Source organism: Sphingomonas sp. (assembly GCF_965227385.1).
Lineage (GTDB): Bacteria > Pseudomonadota > Alphaproteobacteria > Sphingomonadales > Sphingomonadaceae > Sphingomonas.
Map to the genome: position 1 here is coordinate 3,229,510 of NZ_OZ245750.1, position 20,491 is coordinate 3,250,000.

A 20,491-nucleotide genomic window follows, 5' to 3' on the forward strand; every position below is an offset into this window, starting at 1 on the left:
TTACTACGGCTCTACCAGTTCGTCACCAACCCACCACGGAGCGCCCGCTAGGCCGGGAGGTGGAGCCTTCGGACGGGGGCGCGGGGCCTCGCCCAACATCAAAGTCTTCCGAGCCTGTTTGCGGGCATCGCGAATGATCTTTTCCGCCGCGTCCTTCCTCTCTTCCAGCGTCATTGACGGATAATCTGCCAATCCAACAAAGTCCGTCACCTCTTGCCGGAGAATGTCCCCAGCCAAGGTCTGATAGTCGGTGTATTGCTGGGGCGTCAGTTGAACCGTCTTACCCCCTACCTGTAGCTTATCGTTCGGTTTGCTGATCGTGACGCCCATTTCCAGCAGCGCGTTGGCTACCAGATCGTGCTTCCGCTCCGAGACCAACAGCGGGGAAAGCGCGGCGAGACCGCCGCCATTGAAGCCCACTCTCTCCCGGCCAAGCACGTCGCGTCGCGCGGGGAGACCTTCCGACCAAACCGGCACCCTCGACCGGATACGCCCATACCAATCGCTCGCCTCGCGCTCGATAGGATCGTTCATCTTGGCAACAGAGTTGACCGCGCCCGGGACTGCATTGCCCGCCAGCGACCCCAAGAACGATTCGCCGTAGCGCCCCCAGTCGCCCAGCGCTTCCCCAAGGTTCGACACGCCGGAGAGCCAGGTCTTTGAGGACAGATTCTGCATCGCGCTACCCACGAGGATCGCAGCTGTCTTTTCTTTCTCGCGGTCGCTCATGTGCGATTGCAGATCGACATAATCAGCCGCCATTCCCAGCGTGGTCGAGAATGGATCAAGGCGGCGATAGGAATAGTATTTGTCACCGACCTTAACCGAATAGGGCTGCCAGCCATCGGCCTCTAGCAGCCGCTTGGCGCTATCGTTCGCGGGCCCGCCGCCGGTAATCAGACCTTGGCGCGCGGCCTCCACGGCCAGCATCGTTGCGCCAGTCCCGACGACCCAGCGCGCAATAGCCATATCCCGCCGGGTGCCGCCCGCTTTAAAGTCGCGGCTCCACTTCCACAGCAGAGGCGCGATTGGCGACCGCTCCGCTGCGAATTTCAAAAGATTGGTTGGCGTCCTGACATAGGGGACGAAGACCCGCAGGCCCCATGCTTTGTTGAGGAATGCCATCCCCGTATTGCCGATGTCGCCTAGCGGGCGCTGGAACGTGACATATCGAGCGTAATCGAAAGCCTGTTCCAGCATTTCCGGCGTAGGGCTGGCCTTCAACTCCGCAGCGCGGTCGCGAGCAGCTTGCCCGCGCAAACCCTCCTTGCGTGCCTGCCTGACTGCCATCCCGGCGATGTCCATGTGGCGCGCCATCGCCTTGAACAACTCGTCCTCAGCTGCAAGCATGAGCGTGGGGAAGTCGATCACCGCTCCGGTCTTTCCAGTGAACGCGCGTTGCCTCGTTTCTACCTTGGTAATACCGTCCGAGGTGTCTCCTGTGCGGAGAGTGCGGGCGAACTGCCCAAAGCCCTCCTTGGCACCAGCCAGCCACCCAACAACACGCGCGCCGGTCTCGCTGAAAAGGATGCGGTCGGTGTCCGCCTGCCCCGGCAGCGCCTTCCTGATCGCGCCGACGCCAGCGCCGACGAAATGCTCGGGGATCTGCGCCAGTGAGGTCATGGTGTTAGACACGACATTCACCGCGTGAGTGGTGACACCCGACAACTGCGAGAAATAGAGCAGCGCCAGCGCTTTATCGCGGAACTGTGGCGATGCCAGCGCCTTCGCCTTCGTATTCAGGCGCTGAGGCGTATCTGAATGCTCAAGGATCGCGCGGGCCGCGTCGAGAATGCCGCCTTCCCCGCCGCCCTTGTCGATCAATTCGCGCAGCACATCGCCTTTCACACTGCGACTGTCCGCCGTGACCCGGAACGCTGACAGCGCTCGGCCAATCTCGGCGGTGAGCCCCGCAACCTGTTCTTGGATAGCCGCGTGTCGCACGATTGCTTGACGGAACGCGACATAATCGGCTGGCGACGCCTCGGCATCCGCCGCCTTGCGTTGGAGGCGCTTCGCGATGTTGACCAGTTCGTTGCCCGACTTCGCGAGGATTTGGCGCGCGGCCAACGCCTGTTCGGCATTGAAGGCCTGCCCCTTGCGGCGCGCGAGAAGGTCTTTCGGCGTCATGCCCAGCTCGCCCGCGAGGCGCTCGGTTTCCGCTTGGCTGATCCGGCCCCGGCGTGCGGAATCAAAGCCGCCCGTCACCCGCTCGATTTGCGTCAGCGCCCGCTTGATCTCCTGCGGACTGTCCAAACCGTCCAGGCGCACGTTGCCCGCGAAGTCAGGGGCATTCTCGCCCCACTCCATATAGGCATCAACCGGCGCAGCGTTCGCGTCCAGATCATCAAGCGAGGCCGGTTCGCTCCGGTCGCGCATGAGCGTTGCGCCATCCTGTTGCGCCGCCTTGACCGCCTGAAACTGTGCGTCGGCGGCGCGGTAGCGATCCAGCTCGAGCAGATCGTCGGGATGGAACACGCGACCAGACCCGCCGCGATGCGTCGCTACGAGCGCGTCCATAAATTCAGCAATCGTCGGGCGCTCAGGAAGGTCAGGGAAATAGCCCGCCTCCCATGCGCGCATCGCCGCATAGTCCAACGGCATCCCGCGTTCGTCGTCCAGCAGATTGCCTAGCTTGTCCTCGCCCTTGGCAAATTCCAGATCGTTGCGGGGCCGGTTATCAATGCCCGATTGGCGGAACTCGCCAATGTCCTGATCCGACAGCGCCAGCCCGCCTTGCGTGCGGAGCCACGTCACAAGGTCAGGCGGTCCCTTGCGGCGAATGACCTTCTGCCCGTTTTCGGGATCGCGATAACCGCGCGTTTCCAGCGCGGCGCGGGGATTGCCCGCCGCCTCTCGCCCATAGCGCCCGCGATCGATCGCCGCCGCCTCTTCCACGTCCGCAATCCGGCTGGACGGCACCGGCAACAGATCGCCGGGAGCGACACGCTCAGCCGCGCGCATCCTTTCCATATCCGTTGCGGGATCGAGCAGAGGCCGAGGCCGTGCGTTCACGTCGATAACGTCACGCTGGCGCGGCTCAGGAGGCACAGAGGGACCAGCCAGCACTTGCCGCCCGGTGTCAGCTTCCATCGGTGCATATTTGGTCCGAATGTCCTGCACGGCTTGCGCGTAGGGGTATTCAGGTCCGACGCTGTTGAGCGTTGCCCGAATGTCTGCCTCAGCTTCAGGACCGCGCGCGGCGTAATCCATCAATTCAGGCATATCAGCTGCTAGCGCGGCGCGATCATCGGCCACCGGGGGCGCGACAGGTTCAGGCGGTAACGCCTCAGGTGCGTTACCCGCGTTACCCGGCACAGGCTGGGCCGCGTCAGGCGCGCCCATCGGGCGAGGCGTCGCAGCGTTCAGCCGGTTGGCAAGGTCGCGATAGGGGCTTGGCAGCGCGCCGGGGATATTCTGCGGACCATACTGTCCCGCGCCATCCGGCCCGACCTCTAGCAGTGCCTCCCAGCCGTTTGCCGTCCATGTGACACCCGGCTTGCCCGAGGGATCAACCGGGATAGGCACCTCCTGCCCATCGGCCAGCTTGGCGAACAGCGCGCCGTCGCGCTCGACCATCGGCGCGGCATCGTCCAACATCGCCGCCTCTGGCGCGTCAGGACTGCGAGCCGGGGCCATCGTGTCACCCGATGACCTGGCACCCATCCGACGCGCAGCAGCACCAGCAGCGAAGCCACCACCCAGCCCGCCGACCAACTGTCCCGCCATCGCCGCGTAGGGATTGCCGGGGGCCACATCGTTCGCGACTTCCTCGCCCACGTAGGAGCCAGCGCCCGCGCCAACTTCCAGCGCTACAGCCGTGCCGGGGGAACGCGCCGCATCAACCAGCGACTCCCGAAAGGCCGTGCGCGCGGCAGACGCTTGCGTTGCGAGCGAGGGCGAGCGCGTGGCCAGCTTGGAGCCAAACCCGACCGTCCCGCCGACAGGGATCAGCGCCGAGCCAGTGCCGCGCAGGAAAGCTTGCCCATACCGTTCAAGGTCCGAGCGCGGGGCCGATCCTTCATCACGCTGGCCCAGCCCGAGGCCGTGCCAAGTGTCGCGAATCCCTGCCGAGAATGGCGACCCCGCAGACATATCGACGCCAGCGGCTTCAGCGAACGGAGTAGCGATTGCGTGCGACAGGTCAAACGGAGCCGCCACAATGTCGATAATCCCCTCGTTCAGCGCATCGAGCGAGCGGAGGGTAAGGCCGCGCGGTTCAGGTTGAACCGGGTTGCCTTCCGCGTCCTGCTGCTGAAATGCCGGGTTAGGTTCCGCTTGCGGATTGCGGGACAGGAAGCGAACCAGATTGCGGACGTTCTCTGCCTTGTGACCCTGCGACGCGAGCCACGCACCGGCCTGCTCTGGCGTCGTCGTCGGGTCGCGGACGAGCTGCGCCCATGCCGTCGCCTGATCCGGCGTCATCAAAATCTTGCCCTGCCACGGGGCGTCCTCGCCCTTGGCGCGAAAATCGGCCGGCGACTGATAGCGGCCAGCGTAAGCGCCGGTCTCGGACGCAATCGCGTCCCGCTGTGCCGCCATGTAGGAGCCGCGCTGATCCGGCGTCATGTATTGCGGGTCAGGGATTGCCAGCCCGTCCGCGATGATCGAGGCCCCCGCGTCCTGTCCATCGCGCGACAGCGCCACTTGCGGACGCCCCCACGCGGCTTGCCCCTGTGGCGTCGCGCTGGCGCTCGGCACCGCGAATTGAGACAGCGCATTGCGCCCCATGACACCCACAGGAAAGGGGGTGCCGGGAACACCGAGGAGCGCGTTCTGGCGCAGCTCGAAAGCATCGACGCCACCCAGCCGCGCATTGGCACCGGCTTGCGTCCGATAGGTGTCGCCATCGTAATTCTGCCCCGATGGCGTAAGGGTTGCCGGATCAACAGGACGACGCGGGGAAGCGGGGCGACGGTCGCGGCGGCTCTCAGGCTGGCGACGCTTGCGCGGCTCCACCACTTCATCCCCGGCCCACCAGTCGGCGGACTTGTTCGACGGCTCGACAACCTCGTCACCAGCCCACCACTCTTGCGCCATCCTACTTCTTTCTCATTCGCTCGCCGTTGGGATTGATGTATTCCGCGCCCTTCGGGAGCCGGTCGTATTCAGCCTTGGTCGCAATGCGTGGCAGCGTGGCAGGAGCTTTGTTCCCGCGTCTCCCGCCCGACGATCCAAAGCCTTCGCGAATCCGTTTGTCGGTCACATCCTGCCCCCGGCGACGGTCGGAGCTTGTCCGGTCAGTCGAATAGCGCCGGTCACGGCTGGCAACGTCCTGCCCCCGCGCCGCCAGATCGCGGCGCGCCGAGCGGTCAGCAATCAGGCTGTCAGTGTTGCGATCAGCACGGGCGTTGTCCCGCTGATCGTCCTCAATCATCCAATCAAGGCGACGGTCGGCCCGTTCGTTGTCCAGCAGCGAGGCGAGGGTTTGCCCCACGACCGTATAACGGGATAGCCCTTGGTCGGTCAGATCGGCTTGCGCGACCATTTCCGGCGTCATCCCCAAGGCGACCAGTTGCGGGGCCATCGCCTGAAGCTCCCGCGCGCGGCCCTGCATATCCGGTGAACCGTCAGGCAGCTTAATGCCCTGCAAGTGCGTAGCGGCGCGGGCCATTAGCTCGCCCGAGCGCTGTGTGTTTTTAAAGGTGGCTTCATCTGCCTTGAAAATCATCGTTTGCACATCGAACGCAGCTTGAGGATCGAGCTGGTAGAGATCGCGCAGCGCGGCTTGATTGATGCGCAGCCCGTCCGTTCGCTGCGGCAGCTTGGCGGGATCAATGAGCGTCGCGGGCGCGCCAGCATCCGGCGACGGGGTGACAGGGGCAGCGGTTGCGCCCGGTTGTGGCTGCGACGGCTCGGGAGCGAACACTTGCCCGATAAGAGCATTGCGCTTGGTTTCGCGCTGGCGCTGTCCCATGCGATAGGCAAGGTCGGGATTGTCCGCTGCTACCACGCGCATTGCGTCCGGGTTGTCGGGATTGGTCGCAAGGTCGGTTAGGGCGTTGCGCAGCTTCATCTGCCGCCCCATTTCCATTCCCGATTGGAATGCGCCCAGCGCGTTGCCGATGTAATTCGGGGTTTGCGCCATGCCCCAGTTAATGTCGAAACCAGCCATCGCCCTCGCCCTCAGTAAATGTTGCCAGCGCCAGAAATGCCGTACGCATTGGTTTGACCGCCGAACGGATTGTAACCACTACCGGCGATGACCCCGCCAAACTGGCCCAGCGCATTGCCGACACCGCCCCACAACTGCGCGTTTCCTTGACCACGCGCCAAGGCACTGTTTGCGATGGTCGAAGCCATAGCGTTGTTTTGCGATGCCATGTTGTTGGCGTAATTCTGGCTAACCCCAGCAATCGCGGAGCCAGCCGAAAGGCCAACGCCCTGCTGGTTGCCGAGGTAGGCCATGTAATTTCCGAACTCGTTGCTCGCCATGTTCTGGCGGTAATCGTCCAGTGCGCGGAGAGCGGCACCCGACTGCAACAGGCCCGACCCCGCATAGCCGCTGTTGAGCGCGTTCTGACCCTCATTGACCCGGAACTGGTAGCCGGTCGAGTTCTTGACGATATTGAACGCGTCGTTAGCCGCCTGCTGGGCAGTCTGCGGCGCTGGCTGGCCTTGCGTCCCCACGGTTGCAGGCGTGCCGTTGGCGTTGAATGTGCCGCCACCGATCCCGCTGACCACGCCGGGTGCCATGACATCGCCACCGATCCCCATGACGTTGCGCGCGAAGTTGCCATCGTTCGACCGCACCTGGATCTGATCCAACACGTTGCCGCCGCCGCGAATGAAGTCCTGCGGATAGGGGCCAGCCGTCGCGCCGGAGTTGTCGAGCGTGCTGGCGCTGGCGGTCCCGGCGTTATTGGTCGCCCTACCGCCCAGCCCCAAGAGCGCATTGATCTGATTGCCCGCCGCGTTGCCTCGACCCACAAACGGACTCAGGACCTGCATGTTTTCGGCGCGAGCCTCACGAAACAATGCGGCATTTTGCGCGGTCGAATCCTGCGCCGCCTGTGTGGCATCACGGCTTGCGCGGCTTTGCGCGCTGGAACCGATCGCAGCCGCGCCGATCCCGCCCGCCGCCACAATCGCGCCGCCGATCACTGCTGCTGGCATTGGTCTAATCTCCGTTCATAGAGCTGATAAGTGACCGGGCCAGCGCCGAGGTCGAGGGTGCGGACCCCGGCAGGCGTGAAGCCAGCGCGGAGAGTGTAGGAGCGGACATTTTCCGCATCGGGTGCAACGCGGGTCCAAAGGTGCCGCGCGCCGTGCTGTGCCATGAGCGCAATTCCGTCCGCCGCCGCTTGCGCCGCCCATGGTCCCCGCCCTTCCGGCAGGATGAACGTATGGACTTCAAAGACGCTCGGGGCCGACCAGCAGCACGCAAACCCGCCATGCTCGCCCAGCAAAAAAAAGTTATCGCAATCAGCCACCGCCGCCGACAGATCGAGCGGACGCGCCACATCGCCGCCGACATGCGGACGGATAGCCGGGTGGTTGACCAGTGCGTTTATCCGCTCACCATCGCGCGACGGCTCTAGGATCGTCGCGCCGGTCAATGCGTCCTGACGCCACGGTCAGCGCCCCCTATCACGATGCGCTCAAGCTCGGGCCAAGTCCCCTTGCGATAGACAAGACTTAGCGCGTCATCGGGCAGGGACAGGAGCGCGTCATAAATCGCTCCCGGTGTCATTTCGCAGCGTTCCGCCATTGCGTGAGCGAACTGCAAGGCGATGCGCGTTATCTCCTGATGCGGAGCCTCAGCCTTCAGGCGAATGACAGCAGCGCCACCCGAGACAAGGGCCGAGAGCGTCGCCCAGCCCTCAGGAGAGCGCAGATCATCCAACGAGCAAGGAGGCAGATCAGCCAGCTTGTCCCACACCGCTGCGGGATCGAACCCGCGCCGCCCCATTTCGGCGCAGAACTGCTTAGCGAGGCAGATCAGCGCCAGCCCGCCCGCGTTATCTATCGGCCAATCCGTCAGCGACAGGGCGAACGGGTGCAGCCGTTGCGGCGCGTCAGGACAGCGGACCACGGATGCCCCCGGGTTGTCGCGCTGGGCATCGAGCGCCGCCCCGAGGATCGCGCCGAGGCTATCGGGATCGACCGGCGCGGCCTTGGCCCAAGGCAGGGCCGAACGGAGGCGGGCAAGTAGGGCCATCATGCCGCTTCACGAACCTTGTCGCGGATCGCCGCACGCATGAACTCCGAAAGGCCCATGCCCTCCCGCCGAGCGGTTGCCTCAGCCCTTTCAAGCATCCAAGCGGGAGCGCGAAACGCAATTTGGCGGTCGTGGACTTGGCTTCGCATAGGCCGCACTATCCCCTAAAAATAGGACAGCACTACTGCCATAATGTCATGCAAAAGTCAAGCAAGAAGGGCCGGAGCGGACCTATTGCCCGTCGCTGTCAGGGGGCGGGAATCTCACCGCTCGCACGACTGCCGCAACCTTCGCCATCAGATCAGCGTCAGCCCCAAATTCGGCCCACAACTCGGGATCATCCTCATCACCGTGCAGCCGCCGCCATTCCTCCACACCCTTCCGAGTGCGCCAGTGATTTAGCTTGTCCTCAAAGCTGCCGGGATCGTTGCCAGTCCCTATGTCCTGTTCCCGCAGATAATCCCACATGAGCCGCGCCGCCCGCACAATGTCATCGGGGGTAACGCCGCTGTTTGCCCGCGCCTTCAACCGCTCACGAAAGCGGCGCTGTTTCTCTGCGTTGCTCAACACCATGCGGTCATCACTACGCCGACCATCGAAATAGAGCAAGCGGTTACGTAACCCTATTGACGCGCTTAACCATATCTGGTTACGTAACCAACGAGCCGAGGGAAGGCGGCAACCTTCACCCCGGCTCTGATCGCAACCCTGTTAGCGAGGGAACGACTATGACCACACATACCCGCCGCGCCGCGTTCGGCGCAATCGGCAGCATCGCCGCCGCTGGACTCATTGCCGCACACACCGCCAGCGCCCGCCCTTCCCTTGAATGGGATCGGCTTATGTCGGCACGCGACGCGGCCAAGGCGAGATTTGACGCCTACACCGCCGAGGACGAGCGCCTCGACCAGCTTTGCGACCGGTATTGCAAAGCCGAGGCGCGGCTAATGGCGATGCCCGCGCCGAACGCCGCCGCGCTGCGCTGGAAGCTGGAAAACCTGCTTGAGGCAGACACCGGCGGCTCAACCGCGCCTTGGTCCTACGACTACGTTGCGCAGACCCATTGCGACATTGCGCGCCTTCTTGGCGGGGAGGCGTGAACATGGCCCGGATCATCGACAAGACCGCTTTCAACGGCGGCACCTTCACCGGCTGGCGCGTCAGCATCGAAGGCCCTTGCGTCGTTCAGGCCGAGGCGCTCGCTGCACCGCTTGGCCATATCGCGGACATTCAGCCGACCGCACAGGGCTTTGACGTGCTGGTGATTGCGGACCCGAGCCGCAGCGCCGTCCTGTCCATTCATGAACGCTATGAGGCGGCAGGGACCGAATACACCCGCCTTGATCACGCCCGCGCAGCCATGAGCGCCGAAATGAAGGCGAAGGCCGGGGCCATCACCGACACGGCGCAACACGCCCTGTTGAAGGAACAGGACGCGCTCCGGCTGGCGATCCTGCGGCAGACCCCCGGCACATGGGAGGACGCCGCGACGCTCGCCTTCCACGCGGCCAATTCTTACGACCTGATCGCGGACGCCGAGGGCGAGGAATGGAACAGGGCCGAGGGCGAGGCGCTGCGCTACGGCCTTAACAGCCTGTTCGCGTTCATCGTCGCGCAGAAGGTTGAACAGCCCGACGCGCTAGGCGAGGCGTTCGCCGCCGAAGTTGCGCGGGTGCGTTGGTTGCGCAACCCCACCGCCAAAGCGGAGGCGTGACTAATGGCACACGTAAACGATAACACGGGGGCCGCGCAAGCGGCCCCCTTCGATGCCGCGCGCTGGTTCGCCGACTGGAGCGATAACGGGGGCGTTGTCATCGTGACGGGCGAACGCCTCTTTGTGTCGCGCATCGCAGCGATCGATTGCAGGGCCGCACAGCGCCTTGACACGCTCCGGGCGCAGATCATGCACCCCGAGGCCGCACAGGCCCTTGCGGGCCTTCTTCGGGCCAAATCAGGGGAGGTGGACGCATGACCGCCCTTATCGTGCGCTACGGACGCCCGGAGACGCTACCGCTGGACGTTCTGCTGTCATCCATCCCCAGCCTTCCCCGCCGCGCGCTCGACCGCCTCGCACAGCGAGCGATTGACCGCCTGGACGAACTGGACGCCTCGACCGAGGACATGGAGGCGAACGGGGACGAGCAAGACCACAACTTTGCCGAGGATGACTTTTGCGACCACCGCTTGACCGTCTGGAGCGGACCCGGTTGCCCGGTCAGCGACCCGGGCGAGGAGGAGGGCCACGACGAACCGGACTACAACAGGGAGCCGCCGATATGATCGCAGAGCTATACCTGTGCGGCCTCGCCGTGTTCGTCGTCTGGATGGTGCGGGACGCCTAGGCGACCCGCATTTCCGTGCTATCGTGTCACGATGACCGACGCGGCTGCAGCAGAAACCACCGGCGATTCTCGGCAACCAAGGAGGCACTGGCAAGCCCTGTGAAGCATAAGTGGGTAGAGAAGCCGGAGTGAGCGCGCACCTTCAGCGCTTGTTGCCGACCGCAAGAGCGGTGGCCACAGTCTTACTGCTAGGGACTGTAGTGAATTTCGTCATCAGCCTTCTGAACGGCTCGGTTGAAGGCGGCAGCGCCACGAATATCGCAGCTCGCATCATCGGCGTTTTGGCCGTTATCGGAGCGGTGAGTTTCCTCGTTGCCGCCATAATAGACTGGTATGTTCAGCGCCAACAAATTGGCTCGTAACCTACATAATCGCTCTTGCGCGAGCATGACAAAATCAGGCCCCGCTGGCTTGGGCCGGCAGGGAAATGTCTACGCCCGTCCCGCGCACCAATCCCTAACCCAATTCAGCGCCCTTGGCGAACCTCCGCGAGGAACTCCTCCACCGCCTCTTCGTGTCCAGCGAGGATAACCTTTTCGGCGTACTTCAGGTCCTGCTCTGTCGCTTCATTAAGGCAGGTGATGTGGCGCTTAGCCTGTTCGATGTAAGCCTGTTGAGCATAGCGATCGCTGCCATAGGGCCGCATGGGCTTGAAGCACGAGCGTGACGGGTCGTACTCAAGCTTCCCGAGAAAAGTTCGAAACTCGCCCTCCGGCCTAGTTAAGAACTGCGCACTATCTGCGCTTGTACATCCGAACGCTATCAGCGCGCAGCACGCCAGTAATCTCCGCATTCTGTGCCCCCCGACCGTCTAGGCCGTTGGAATGCCATGCGGCGCTATCTGTGTCGAGAAACGGGCGTTACCTCGACGGCGGCACATATCCCGCCCGCGTCTTGCACCACCGGAGCAGACCTTTGCAGCGGTGCAGAGCCTTGTTCAGTCGCTTCCGGTCTGCCCGGTCCACAGCAGACTCCAGCGCCGCCGTCATCTTGGCTATGTCGTCCTCTAGCTGGACGGCGAGCCGGTTAGGTCCGCTCACAGACATTGTTCGCCCGCGATTGCCTTGAGCAGACGGCCAGCAGCGCGGCGCATTGCAATTGCCTCTTTCGTCCGGTTGCCGTGGACATAGGCACCGTTGGCCTCGCCTTTGGGCGCACCCGGAGATTTGCCCCCGTGGAGTCTACACACCCGCTTTCCCCGAACGGCGGGGGAGCGGCACGACTTGCCCGCCCGGTTCTTGGCTTGGCAGCGCGGGGCGTTGTTCATGGGGTTGCTGTCCGGTTTCTCCTGCTCCCCGGTGGTCATGATAGTGGACATGGGTCTCCTTTCGGACCTTGATCGATTGCGTCGGTGACTTGCGCCCGCGAAGCCGCGCGAAGGCGTCCACCTGCATGGTGTAGGTTCGCGCCAGCTTGCCCGCGATTGCGGCATCACGGGGATCGACCCAGCCGCTTCCGAGAGCCTGCGCTGATACCTTCATCTGCATGAGGTGGACGGCCAGCATCTGCGCCGCCAAAGCCGCTTCCATCTCATTGCGGGGGCGCGTCCCGCTGATGAAGTTCAGCGCCATGTTGAGTTCGGTCTCACTCGGCTTCCATTGCTGGTCTGCGTCGTTCCATGCCTTGCCGCACAGATCCTGAAGATGGCGAATGAAGGTGCGGACGGTGGATTGCGAGCGCGTGCCGAAGGCGTCGTGGATTTGAATTTCCCACGCGGCCAGATTGTCATGGGGCGAGGTTGCCAGATACCCGATCGCTTCGCCCTTGCCGACAGGTTCAAACATGATGCCAGGGGAGGCAGGGCGCTTGAGCATCCGGTCTTTTGCCCGCTCGGTTTCCGGCCCCAAAAACTCAGGCATCGGCGAGGTTTTGCGCTTGCGGGGTTTCGGCTTTGGCGCAGCGGCAACGTCCACTCGTGCCGGGTCGATGTCGCCCAGATCGGTCACCCTGTTACGCATCACGCGCCCCCCGCATCTCAGTCCAATAGGTAGGAGCGAAACGCAGCGCGCGCCCGTTTCCGTTCGTCCACTCGCCATTGTCGAACAGCGCCACGCATGGCCGGCGCGTCCAGCCCGAGGCGTCGCCATCATCAACAAAGCAGAGCGTGCCGCTCGCGGGCGCGTCCGACACGGGCCGACGCTCAAATGAGAACCCTGGCAAGTGAGATAGGCTGTAGCGCTGCACCATGTCAGTTGCCCCCTAGTTCCGCATCGAGCGCCGCCTGTGCGTCGGCCTCGTTCGCGAATGGCTTCAGCCGAGCCGCGAACCGCGTCGCCTCGACCGCTGGCGTCACGAACCGCGCAGCCGGATCGACGGCGGCGAACAGATGCCCGCGCGTGGGATGCTCAGCCGTCAGGACAGGACCGCGCATCATGCCGCAGCCTCCACGATCTCGCCAACTTCCCACCCGAGATAGTCCACCGTCTCGGAGAGGCGCATGGCCCATGCGGACAGAACACCGTCACCCTCGCTTGCCGCAAACTCAGATTGATCGGCCAGCCAGTCGCGCCACTCTACCAGCTTGCCACGGTATGCGGTCCAATCCTTCTTCCACTGGCGCTCGAACTTGGCGAGCGTTTCGTGGAGCGGCTCGCCGTCGCGATGAAGGGCCTTCCTGCCAAGCCTTTCAGCCTCGACCGCAAGGGCATTCCGATTTGAAGCGCTATCGCGCGAAGTAAGGCGCGCACCTTCAGGTGAGTTGTATTCCCCTGTTTCTACAGAATGTATTCCCCCGTTTAACGGAATATATTGTGAGGGAGTTTCCGTTGCAGTTTCAGAGCTTTGCCGAAAATCGCGGTCACATGTCGCGGCCTCTCGCTGCACCGTTTGGTCACATGTTGCGGCGCGCGAAGTGTGACCAAACAGGCACTTGTCATCATCGCTGTAGATGATCCGGTAAACGGTATGACGGCCCAGCTTTTCGCGCTGGAGGAAGCCCGCGTCGGTCAGGCTCGACAGCGCCGCGCACAGCTTGCCATAGCTGCACCCGATCATTGCGCTCATGCGGTCGTTGCTTGCTCGGCACCCCTGACCCTTGCCGGTCACAAGGCTTAAGCGATCGTGCGCGGCGACGCACAGCAGGACGCGCAATTGCAGCCCTGACATGTCCGCCGCCATCGCCCGCAGGGGCATGGGTGCAAAGAGTTGCTTATCACCCGCCATCGACCTCGCCCTCCACCCTGGAGGCGAATTCAGGCAGTACCCACACGATCGCCCGGACGCCGGAAGGATTGCGACGGCGCATACCGCTGTCCACGATCTTTCCCGCCGTCCGAAGCTCGCTGAAACGCGGCTGGATGCCGTGGCGATCATAGCCTTGCGCCGCCATCTCAAGGACCGTGGACCCGCTCGGACCCGCAGCCGCGACGGTGCGCAGCACCTTCTCGCGCAGGACGTTTGCGGCAGGCTCGATTTTCGCCGCTGCCTCAAGCGAGGTATCGACGGGATACGACCACGGGCCGTTCGCGAATTGCTGGAGTGCGTTAGCCATTACGCGGCCTCCCGCTGTTCGTCATCTACGAGGCCCGCCCGACGCTGGAGCGTGGCAAACCAATCCGCCTGCGCCGCAGTGAGCGGGGCGGGTTCGCAGACGAGCTGTCCGAGGAACGACCCAGCTTTGCGGGTTAGCTTGATGTCGCCCTGCCGATGCTTAGTCAGCATCGCATAAGCCAGACCGGCCACCGCCGAGGGGTCAGGAGCCATAGCGCGCGCCTCCCTGATAAGCAGTGCGCACAGGTTCGCGCGCCGGTTCACGGAGGGGGTTCCGTCGCCGGTTCTCAGCGCACCAAATATCGAGCGAACGGACCAGCGCATTGCCCCATGCCCGCACCTCCATTATAGTCCCTGCGTCGTGCTTTCCGGTGCCTGCCAGCGTGGATTCGACAATGGGGTTACTCGCGGCGGTCAACGTCCCCGAGTAACCCCGCGCCTTTTGTGGCGCGGTTCCGATGCCTGCCATGTTACGCCGCCTCCAGTTCGGAGGTGGAGGTAAACCGGCGCTGGTTCGCTACCCACTGGCGATAATCGCCCAAGCGATAGCGCACGGAAAATCCGTCCTTGATGAAGGGTGGCCCCTCCCCTGCCAGCCGCTCCTTCTCGACCTTGCTACGCGAGCATTGGCGAAACTCGGCCAACTGATCCGAAGTCAGCAACCTATCGTCGTCGTATGCCATATGAACCTCCACTCGCGCCGCCCGATGCGGCGCTGTGAAGCCCATTGAAAGGACAGGAAGGCCCGCGTCTTTGACGCAAAAAGGCCGGAAAAGAATGGAAACTAATTCGCTAGATCGGCGCGAAGTGCGATTACCTTGGGCCGAATGCGTTTGATCTTGGCCTCATCGTCAAGCGCGGGCGGCTCGATCTCAGTTACCAGCGACTGGATAGCGTGTCGAAGCCGGGCTTTTCCGGTAAATTCGCCCTCATCACATAGGGCAATGACGCGCTTAACTATTTCCGTATCACTAGGGTAGTTGGTCGCACCGGTCGGACGCCCTAATTTTTTCGGTTTCTCAGAAGACGACTCCGGCGCGCGTTGCTCGCTCCCCGGTCGGCGAGACCGCGCGATGTAGCCCCGCCAATTGATATTTCGCAGCGGTTCCCATACTCGGGCTTGTGCGACCCAGCCCAAGCTTTGCAGCGCCTCGAATAGCGATTTTCGGTCAATCTGGACGCGCCGGAAGCGGAAAACATCGGGCGGCATCGTTGCCTGAAGATGTCCTCCATTCCAGTCGCTGCGGGCGTCGTCAATTAGGCCGTCCCAATGGCCCGCAGGGATCGGCCAATTCGGAACCGCTTCTACATCGCGTCCGTCCCCGACTGTCCGGTACATGTGACCGGCATAGGCCTGGACGACGCCGGTCGCGCACAGGTTCACGAGGATCGCCGCCGCCGCTGCAACTTGCCCCGCTGGGACTGCATCGGCGATCACTCCCACCGCGTCGCGCAACGGGATCGCATCGAGCTTCAAGAACTCGGCGTTAGGCATTCCGGGTGCCGGGAACGCGGAGCAGTGTTCGTTCGGAATACGTGCAAGGATAGTCTCTAGGCTGTCGGCGGCGACCCAAATCCAGAATGGCAAAGAGGGGCCATCGGCGAGACGGTCAGCGGGATCGATACTGAAAGAGCGGAATCGCAACAGCGGATCCTCGACGTCCCACCACTCGCGCGGCATCCCCAATACGGCATCCGCGCCGCCTACACGGCGAAGCCCGGTAATCAGGTTGCCATCGCGCGCTTGCTCGCAGAAGCGGTCAGCGATTCTCCACGCCAGCCTCCGCATCCACGGGCCATATTCAGGGTCGCCGGGTTCTTCGATCTCATCCAGCCGGTCGAACATCAGAACGAAGCGCAGGGCCTCAACAAACCCACCGTCATCTGGAAGCCACGCATCAATCATCCGCGCCGCAGCCACCGGCATCGGCAACCATCCGGGGGGCCACCGAACCGGTATGCGCTGACCGTCTGACCGTTGCGCGTCAAGCTGCTCTAGCGCTTGCTGGTATTGATCCAAATTCGCCTCCGCTGGCGATCCGCAGTTGAAGAATGAGGCGCGGCGGGCCGGTGCGGAACCGGCGTTCGGGAGCTAACCTAGCCGCGCCCCTATCACGCCGCCCTTTCGGCCAGCGCGATCACGTTGGACGCCGATCCGGCGTCCTTGAGCAGCCGCGAGAGGTACGCGCTCCACGCATCCAGCGCCCTGCGCTTCTCGTCGGTATAGGCGTGCAGGTTATAGACCCCGCGTATCCCTGCGGTTTCGCCGCTGGTGTGATTGATGACCTTCTCCGTCACCTCGATAGGCACGCCGAGCGCTTGCATCTGCGTCGTGCCGGTGCGGCGAATGTCATGAAAGCGCCAGGGCGGCAGGAACACGAGTTCGCGCGCTTCGCCCAGCGCGTCGGCCCGCTTGTCCGCCAGCTTCTGCAGGATCGGCAGCATCTCGCGGTCGAGCTTGGCTTTGACCTTAGAGAAGCCGGAGATGGGGGTTTCCCCGGTTGTGGTGAACAGCAGCCCCTTGCGCGGCCACGCCTTAGCCCCGCCCTCAACCGGTACGGGACCGGCAGCCATATCGGCCAGCACCTCCAGAGCGAGCGCGTTCAACGGAACGAGATGGTCATTCTCGTTCTTCACCCGCTCCCCCTCTAGCCGCCACATGGCTTGCATCTCGGTCAGCTCGGCCCACGGCATTTCAGCGACCTCGCTTCGGCGCTGGAGCGTGGCGAACAGGAGCCGCACGAACTGGCCCATCGGACGGTCGAGTTTGTAGCTCGCTTGCCATGCGGCAACCATTTCATCGGGTGTCAGGACGCGCTTGCGGGCCTTCACGGTCGGCGGGGCGCTCGGCATGGGGCTGGAGAGCAAGTCCCCCTGATCCACCGCCCATGCGAACAGCTTGCGCAGGACCGCATGAGTGTTGCGCGCGAGCGCCGGTCGATCCTTGAGCTTCTGGATTATCTTGGCGATCTCATGCTTTTCGATCTCCGGCAGTGGGCGACCCTTGAGCACCGGCAGCGCATGGTTCTCTAGCTGGCGCTTGGCGTCCGCCCACGAATCCTTCCATTCATGCTTCAGATAGCCATCGGTGAAGGTGTCGATGTAGCGGGAAAACTCCAGATCGATCGCCGCGCGAGCGCGCTTCTTCGCCGCATGGATCGGATCATCCCCGCGCGCCACGTCCATCAATATCTCTTCCGCGCGATTGCGGGCCTTCTCCGGCGTCCACGGCGACCCGTGGATACCAATCGTCATTCGCTTGGCTGGCTGCTTGTGCTTTCGGTACTGGACCACATAGGAGCGCACCCCCTTGGGCGTGACGCGCAGGCCGAAGCCGCGCAGCTCGGTATCCCAAAAATAGGCGTCCTTCTCGGCAGGCTTCGCGTCGTCCACGCTGCGCTTTGTGATCTTCATCCGGGCCATCGCCGCACCTCGCTTAATCGCCGCGTAATCACTACACGTCAAAGCGGGTCCATTGCAATGCAAAGCGATGCGAGAACAGATCGGGAAGGGCGGCAGATTTGTGCGGTCCAATGAAAGGCACTGAAAAGCGCTGAAACGAGGGCCACAAAACTCTTAATCAGCGGGTCCTAGGTTCGAGCCCTAGTGCGTCCACCATCCTTTATCCTTCTAATTCAACGGTTTGACAGGCAGCCTGTCATTCGCGTTTTAGCGTCGCAGGGCTCAGTGTGACCGTCTTTGTGTCCTGCGCCGGACCGGCTCTCTGGCAGGTAAGTGGGATCGATATCGCTTCCCCAAAGCAGGTCCGCATCAGGCTGCAAAAGCTTCACCGACATATGCGCATATCTTGAGACAGCTCCGCCACAGCGGCTGTACAGGTTCCGCGCGGCCAACGTTGGATGTGTCGCAGTGCAAGCCACCGCGAGAACTCGCTGTCGGACACCCTCAAACGCGGTCTCCTTGGCTCTGACGAGGAGCCGGTCAAACCGGGCAGGACGATTCCGAACCAGCCCATTCCGATGGTGGCAGCAGATCATCCGCGAACCGGCAGGGAGTGGATCGCAAGGATCGATGTCGCAACCGGACGGCACGTTGCTTGCGCGCACCATCACCGCTAGTACACGGCCAGCGCCTTGGCTGAGGTTTGCGACAAAACCCCGCGGGAGTAGCGGGGCCCCGATCGGCAGGCTGAGACTGGCTTGTGGCGGCTCCCTGAAGTCGGACAGCAAGGCGCCCGCTAGGTCTCAAAGTACGGCGGCATTCTGGGCGTGCTCAACTGGTGCCGACTGGGTCGGACCGGCATCATTCGCCAGCGGAGACCGGCGGGTAGCGCGATCCAAACGCGCACGCATGACCGATGAAAAGACTGCTCCGTAAGGTAGACTGGCGTGCCGCAGGTGGCCGGCGAAGAGTCACTGCACCGGTCAGCAACTGGCCGGTTGATCTGCGCTGGGCGCGAGAAAGCTGCCTGGAGGCGGGGATGTTGGGATTGGATGGTTGCGGGGGTTGGATTTGAACCAACGACCTTCAGGTTATGAGCCTGACGAGCTACCGGGCTGCTCCACCCCGCGCCATCGGTGGGGCAAGGATCGCGCGAAGCGATGGGCCCCGAAAAGCAAAACGCGCCGCGCCGGTTAGCGCGACGCGTGCTGCGTTTCTGACAATGTGAATGGGTTTTTCCTGATTACACCGGCTTCAATGCCTGGCGACGACCTACTCTTCCAGTGCTTGAGCAATAGTACCATCGGCGCAGTCAGGTTTCACGGCCGAGTTCGGGATGGGATCGGGTGGGTCACTGACGCTATGGTCACCAAGCAATGAAGCAGGTGTAATCGGGTTTCAAATCGATGCGTGCACCAAGGCTCGAGGTTCACAACCTCAATGCAGCCAAAGCTGTCATTGATGGTGGGACTCATCAAGCGCGAATAGGACAATTAGTACTGGTTAGCTCCACACGTTACCGCGCTTCCACATCCAGTCTATCAAGGTGGTGGTCTACCACCGTCCTAAGAAATCTTATCTTGAGGGAGGCTTCCCGCTTAGATGCTTTCAGCGGTTATCCCGTCCATACATAGCTACCCAGCTGCGCTCCTGGCGGAACGACTGGTACACCAGAGGTATGTTCAACCCGGTCCTCTCGTACTAGGGTCAACTCCTCTCAAATTTCGACGCCCACGGCAGATAGGGACCAAACTGTCTCGCGACGTTCTGAACCCAGCTCACGTACCACTTTAATTGGCGAACAGCCAAACCCTTGGGACCTGCTCCAGCCCCAGGATGTGATGAGCCGACATCGAGGTGCCAAACGATTCCGTCGATATGAGCTCTTGGGAATCATCAGCCTGTTATCCCCGGCGTACCTTTTATCCGTTGAGCGATGGCCCTTCCACGAGGGACCACCGGATCACTATGACCGACTTTCGTCTCTGCTCGACTCGTCAGTCTCGCAGTCAGGCTGGCTTATGCCATTGCACTCTAACGGTCGGTTTCCAACCGACCTGAGCCAACCTTCGCACGCCTCCGTTACTCTTTAGGAGGCGACCGCCCCAGTCAAACTACCCGCCACAGAGGGTCCCTGTTCCGGATAACGGAACGAGGTTAGACATCAGAAATCAACAGGGTGGTATTTCACCGTAGGCTCCACACCAGCTGGCGCCAGTGCTTCAAAGCCTCCCACCTATGCTACACAATTAATTCCTAATGCCACTCTGAAGCTGCAGTAAAGGTGCACGGGGTCTTTCCGTCTAACCGCGGGTACTCCGCATCTTCACGGAGAATTCAATTTCGCTGAGCATGTCCTGGAGACAGTGGGGAAGTCGTTACGCCATTCGTGCAGGTCGGAACTTACCCGACAAGGAATTTCGCTACCTTAGGACCGTTATAGTTACGGCCGCCGTTTACCTGGGCTTCGTTTCGGAGCTTGCACCCCTCCACTTAACCTTCAGGCACCGGGCAGGCGTCAGGCCCTATACGTCGTCTTGAAGCCGACTTAGCAGAGCCCTGTGTTTTTGCTAAACAGTCGCTACCCCCTGGCCTGTGCCCCCTCAATCTGCTTGCGCAAAATGAGGGCCTCCTTCTTCCGAAGGTACGGAGGCAATTTGCCGAGTTCCTTCAGGACACTTCTCTCAAGCGCCTTGGTATACTCTACCTGACCACCTGTGTCGGTTTCGGGTACGGTCTATACGGTGGAGCTATTTCCTGGGACTTCGTCGAAGCACGTTCAATCCGATAAGAACGTACAACACAAGAAATCCGTCACTACCACCAGGCCCACGAATATTAACGTGGTTCCCATCGACTACCCCCTTCGGGCTCGTCTTAGGGGCCGGCTCACCCTGCTCAGATTAGCTTTAAGCAGGAACCCTTGGTCTTTCGGCGAGAGGGCATCTCACCCTCTTTATCGCTACTCATGTCTGCATTCGCACTTCCGATATCTCCACCGTCGGTTACCCTTCGGCTTCACAGACTTACGGAACGCTCCGCTACCGCGTGGATAAATCCACACCCTAAGCTTCGGTGCATCACTTTAGCCCCGTTA

The 20,491-nt window shown here is 62.6% G+C and carries 21 protein-coding genes, 1 tRNA gene and 2 rRNA genes (1 of these 24 cut by a window edge); 5 read left to right on the forward strand and 19 right to left on the reverse strand.

Translation table 11 applies throughout. The features are described from left to right. Nucleotides 1–3: 3 nt before the first annotated feature. The 6 genes from ACO05N_RS15830 to ACO05N_RS15855 form a co-directional block, all read right to left on the reverse strand. The gene (locus ACO05N_RS15830; RefSeq protein WP_422057959.1) at nt 4–5,040 is read right to left on the reverse strand and encodes a hypothetical protein; all 5,037 of its coding nucleotides are present in this window, start codon (nt 5,038–5,040) and stop codon (nt 4–6) included. 1 nt (nt 5,041) lies between these two features. Beyond that, on the reverse strand, nt 5,042–6,115 hold the full coding sequence (locus ACO05N_RS15835) for a hypothetical protein (RefSeq protein WP_422057960.1): 1,074 nt from the start codon (nt 6,113–6,115) through the stop codon (nt 5,042–5,044). Nucleotides 6,116–6,126: 11 nt separating this feature from the next. Continuing rightward, on the reverse strand, nt 6,127–7,116 hold the full coding sequence (locus ACO05N_RS15840) for a hypothetical protein (RefSeq protein ID WP_422057961.1): 990 nt from the start codon (nt 7,114–7,116) through the stop codon (nt 6,127–6,129). Then, a complete protein-coding gene (locus ACO05N_RS15845) occupies nt 7,101–7,559 on the reverse strand; it encodes a hypothetical protein (protein ID WP_422057962.1) in 459 nt (152 codons plus the stop codon). Before ACO05N_RS15845 ends, ACO05N_RS15840 begins: the two co-directional genes overlap by 16 nt. Then, complete coding sequence (locus ACO05N_RS15850; RefSeq protein ID WP_422057963.1) at nt 7,556–8,164, reverse strand: hypothetical protein; 609 nt, start codon at nt 8,162–8,164, stop codon at nt 7,556–7,558. Before ACO05N_RS15850 ends, ACO05N_RS15845 begins: the two co-directional genes overlap by 4 nt. Nucleotides 8,165–8,392: 228 nt before the next feature. Beyond that, entirely contained in the window at nt 8,393–8,734 is a 342-nt protein-coding gene (locus tag ACO05N_RS15855; RefSeq protein WP_422057964.1) for a hypothetical protein, read from the reverse strand. Between the two features lie 269 nt (nt 8,735–9,003). Between ACO05N_RS15855 and ACO05N_RS15860 the strand changes: the two genes are divergently transcribed. The 5 genes from ACO05N_RS15860 (at nt 9,004) to ACO05N_RS15880 (ending at nt 10,865) form a co-directional block, all read left to right on the forward strand. Beyond that, nucleotides 9,004–9,261 (forward strand): hypothetical protein, encoded by a 258-nt coding sequence (locus ACO05N_RS15860; RefSeq protein WP_422057965.1) that lies wholly within the window; start codon nt 9,004–9,006, stop codon nt 9,259–9,261. 2 nt (nt 9,262–9,263) lie between these two features. Further along, a complete protein-coding gene (locus ACO05N_RS15865; RefSeq protein ID WP_422057966.1) occupies nt 9,264–9,875 on the forward strand; it encodes a hypothetical protein in 612 nt (203 codons plus the stop codon). A gap of 3 nt (nt 9,876–9,878) precedes the next feature. Further along, nucleotides 9,879–10,133: a hypothetical protein gene (locus tag ACO05N_RS15870; protein ID WP_422057967.1), complete on the forward strand. Its 255-nt coding sequence runs from the start codon at nt 9,879–9,881 to the stop codon at nt 10,131–10,133. After that, nucleotides 10,130–10,441: a hypothetical protein gene (locus ACO05N_RS15875; RefSeq protein ID WP_422057968.1), complete on the forward strand. Its 312-nt coding sequence runs from the start codon at nt 10,130–10,132 to the stop codon at nt 10,439–10,441. Before ACO05N_RS15870 ends, ACO05N_RS15875 begins: the two co-directional genes overlap by 4 nt. 262 nt (nt 10,442–10,703) lie before the next feature. After that, nucleotides 10,704–10,865, forward strand: coding sequence for a hypothetical protein (locus tag ACO05N_RS15880; RefSeq protein ID WP_422057969.1), 162 nt, complete (start codon nt 10,704–10,706; stop codon nt 10,863–10,865). A 104-nt stretch (nt 10,866–10,969) separates the two neighbouring features. Here ACO05N_RS15880 and ACO05N_RS15885 read toward each other — a convergent pair whose 3' ends face one another. From ACO05N_RS15885 to ACO05N_RS15945, 13 genes are all read right to left on the reverse strand, one after another. Then, a complete protein-coding gene (locus tag ACO05N_RS15885) occupies nt 10,970–11,149 on the reverse strand; it encodes a hypothetical protein (protein ID WP_422057970.1) in 180 nt (59 codons plus the stop codon). Between the two features lie 390 nt (nt 11,150–11,539). Next, the gene (locus ACO05N_RS15890; RefSeq protein ID WP_422057971.1) at nt 11,540–11,770 is read right to left on the reverse strand and encodes an HGGxSTG domain-containing protein; all 231 of its coding nucleotides are present in this window, start codon (nt 11,768–11,770) and stop codon (nt 11,540–11,542) included. Continuing rightward, the gene (locus tag ACO05N_RS15895) at nt 11,685–12,449 is read right to left on the reverse strand and encodes a hypothetical protein (RefSeq protein ID WP_422057972.1); all 765 of its coding nucleotides are present in this window, start codon (nt 12,447–12,449) and stop codon (nt 11,685–11,687) included. The genes ACO05N_RS15890 and ACO05N_RS15895 overlap by 86 nt, the downstream gene beginning before the upstream one ends. Before the next feature lie 242 nt (nt 12,450–12,691). Continuing rightward, nucleotides 12,692–12,877 carry a hypothetical protein gene (locus ACO05N_RS15900; RefSeq protein ID WP_422057973.1) on the reverse strand — a complete coding sequence of 62 codons (186 nt, stop codon included), beginning with the start codon at nt 12,875–12,877 and terminating at the stop codon, nt 12,692–12,694. Beyond that, nucleotides 12,874–13,665 carry a hypothetical protein gene (locus ACO05N_RS15905; RefSeq protein WP_422057974.1) on the reverse strand — a complete coding sequence of 264 codons (792 nt, stop codon included), beginning with the start codon at nt 13,663–13,665 and terminating at the stop codon, nt 12,874–12,876. Before ACO05N_RS15905 ends, ACO05N_RS15900 begins: the two co-directional genes overlap by 4 nt. Beyond that, the gene (locus ACO05N_RS15910; protein WP_422057975.1) at nt 13,655–13,993 is read right to left on the reverse strand and encodes a hypothetical protein; all 339 of its coding nucleotides are present in this window, start codon (nt 13,991–13,993) and stop codon (nt 13,655–13,657) included. Before ACO05N_RS15910 ends, ACO05N_RS15905 begins: the two co-directional genes overlap by 11 nt. Next, a complete protein-coding gene (locus ACO05N_RS15915; RefSeq protein WP_422057976.1) occupies nt 13,993–14,205 on the reverse strand; it encodes a hypothetical protein in 213 nt (70 codons plus the stop codon). Before ACO05N_RS15915 ends, ACO05N_RS15910 begins: the two co-directional genes overlap by 1 nt. A 257-nt stretch (nt 14,206–14,462) precedes the next feature. Then, nucleotides 14,463–14,675, reverse strand: coding sequence for a helix-turn-helix transcriptional regulator (locus ACO05N_RS15920; protein WP_422057977.1), 213 nt, complete (start codon nt 14,673–14,675; stop codon nt 14,463–14,465). 101 nt (nt 14,676–14,776) lie between these two features. After that, entirely contained in the window at nt 14,777–15,919 is a 1,143-nt protein-coding gene (locus tag ACO05N_RS15925; RefSeq protein WP_422057978.1) for a hypothetical protein, read from the reverse strand. A 185-nt stretch (nt 15,920–16,104) separates the two neighbouring features. Further along, nucleotides 16,105–17,415, reverse strand: coding sequence for a tyrosine-type recombinase/integrase (locus ACO05N_RS15930; RefSeq protein ID WP_422057979.1), 1,311 nt, complete (start codon nt 17,413–17,415; stop codon nt 16,105–16,107). 1,032 nt (nt 17,416–18,447) lie between these two features. Next, nucleotides 18,448–18,524 (reverse strand) — tRNA-Met (locus ACO05N_RS15935). 129 nt (nt 18,525–18,653) lie between these two features. Next, a 5S ribosomal RNA gene (gene rrf, locus ACO05N_RS15940) occupies nt 18,654–18,768 on the reverse strand. A gap of 99 nt (nt 18,769–18,867) precedes the next feature. Beyond that, nucleotides 18,868–20,491 (reverse strand): 23S ribosomal RNA (locus ACO05N_RS15945); it runs 1,166 nt beyond the window's last position.

Bases quoted from the DNA above. Each gene is read 5' to 3' on its own strand.
- ACO05N_RS15830 (WP_422057959.1), bottom strand. From the start codon at position 5,040: ATGGCGCAAGAGTGGTGGGCTGGTGACGAGGTTGTCGAGCCGTCGAAC.
- ACO05N_RS15835 (WP_422057960.1), bottom strand. From the start codon at position 6,115: ATGGCTGGTTTCGACATTAACTGGGGCATGGCGCAAACCCCGAATTAC.
- ACO05N_RS15840 (WP_422057961.1), bottom strand. From the start codon at position 7,116: ATGCCAGCAGCAGTGATCGGCGGCGCGATTGTGGCGGCGGGCGGGATC.
- ACO05N_RS15850 (WP_422057963.1), bottom strand. From the start codon at position 8,164: ATGATGGCCCTACTTGCCCGCCTCCGTTCGGCCCTGCCTTGGGCCAAG.
- ACO05N_RS15855 (WP_422057964.1), bottom strand. From the start codon at position 8,734: ATGGTGTTGAGCAACGCAGAGAAACAGCGCCGCTTTCGTGAGCGGTTG.
- ACO05N_RS15860 (WP_422057965.1), top strand. From the start codon at position 9,004: ATGTCGGCACGCGACGCGGCCAAGGCGAGATTTGACGCCTACACCGCC.
- ACO05N_RS15865 (WP_422057966.1), top strand. From the start codon at position 9,264: ATGGCCCGGATCATCGACAAGACCGCTTTCAACGGCGGCACCTTCACC.
- ACO05N_RS15870 (WP_422057967.1), top strand. From the start codon at position 9,879: ATGGCACACGTAAACGATAACACGGGGGCCGCGCAAGCGGCCCCCTTC.
- ACO05N_RS15875 (WP_422057968.1), top strand. From the start codon at position 10,130: ATGACCGCCCTTATCGTGCGCTACGGACGCCCGGAGACGCTACCGCTG.
- ACO05N_RS15885 (WP_422057970.1), bottom strand. From the start codon at position 11,149: ATGCGGCCCTATGGCAGCGATCGCTATGCTCAACAGGCTTACATCGAA.
- ACO05N_RS15890 (WP_422057971.1), bottom strand. From the start codon at position 11,770: ATGAACAACGCCCCGCGCTGCCAAGCCAAGAACCGGGCGGGCAAGTCG.
- ACO05N_RS15900 (WP_422057973.1), bottom strand. From the start codon at position 12,877: ATGATGCGCGGTCCTGTCCTGACGGCTGAGCATCCCACGCGCGGGCAT.
- ACO05N_RS15905 (WP_422057974.1), bottom strand. From the start codon at position 13,665: ATGGCGGGTGATAAGCAACTCTTTGCACCCATGCCCCTGCGGGCGATG.
- ACO05N_RS15910 (WP_422057975.1), bottom strand. From the start codon at position 13,993: ATGGCTAACGCACTCCAGCAATTCGCGAACGGCCCGTGGTCGTATCCC.
- ACO05N_RS15915 (WP_422057976.1), bottom strand. From the start codon at position 14,205: ATGGCTCCTGACCCCTCGGCGGTGGCCGGTCTGGCTTATGCGATGCTG.
- ACO05N_RS15920 (WP_422057977.1), bottom strand. From the start codon at position 14,675: ATGGCATACGACGACGATAGGTTGCTGACTTCGGATCAGTTGGCCGAG.
- ACO05N_RS15925 (WP_422057978.1), bottom strand. From the start codon at position 15,919: ATGCCGGTGGCTGCGGCGCGGATGATTGATGCGTGGCTTCCAGATGAC.
- ACO05N_RS15930 (WP_422057979.1), bottom strand. From the start codon at position 17,415: ATGGCCCGGATGAAGATCACAAAGCGCAGCGTGGACGACGCGAAGCCT.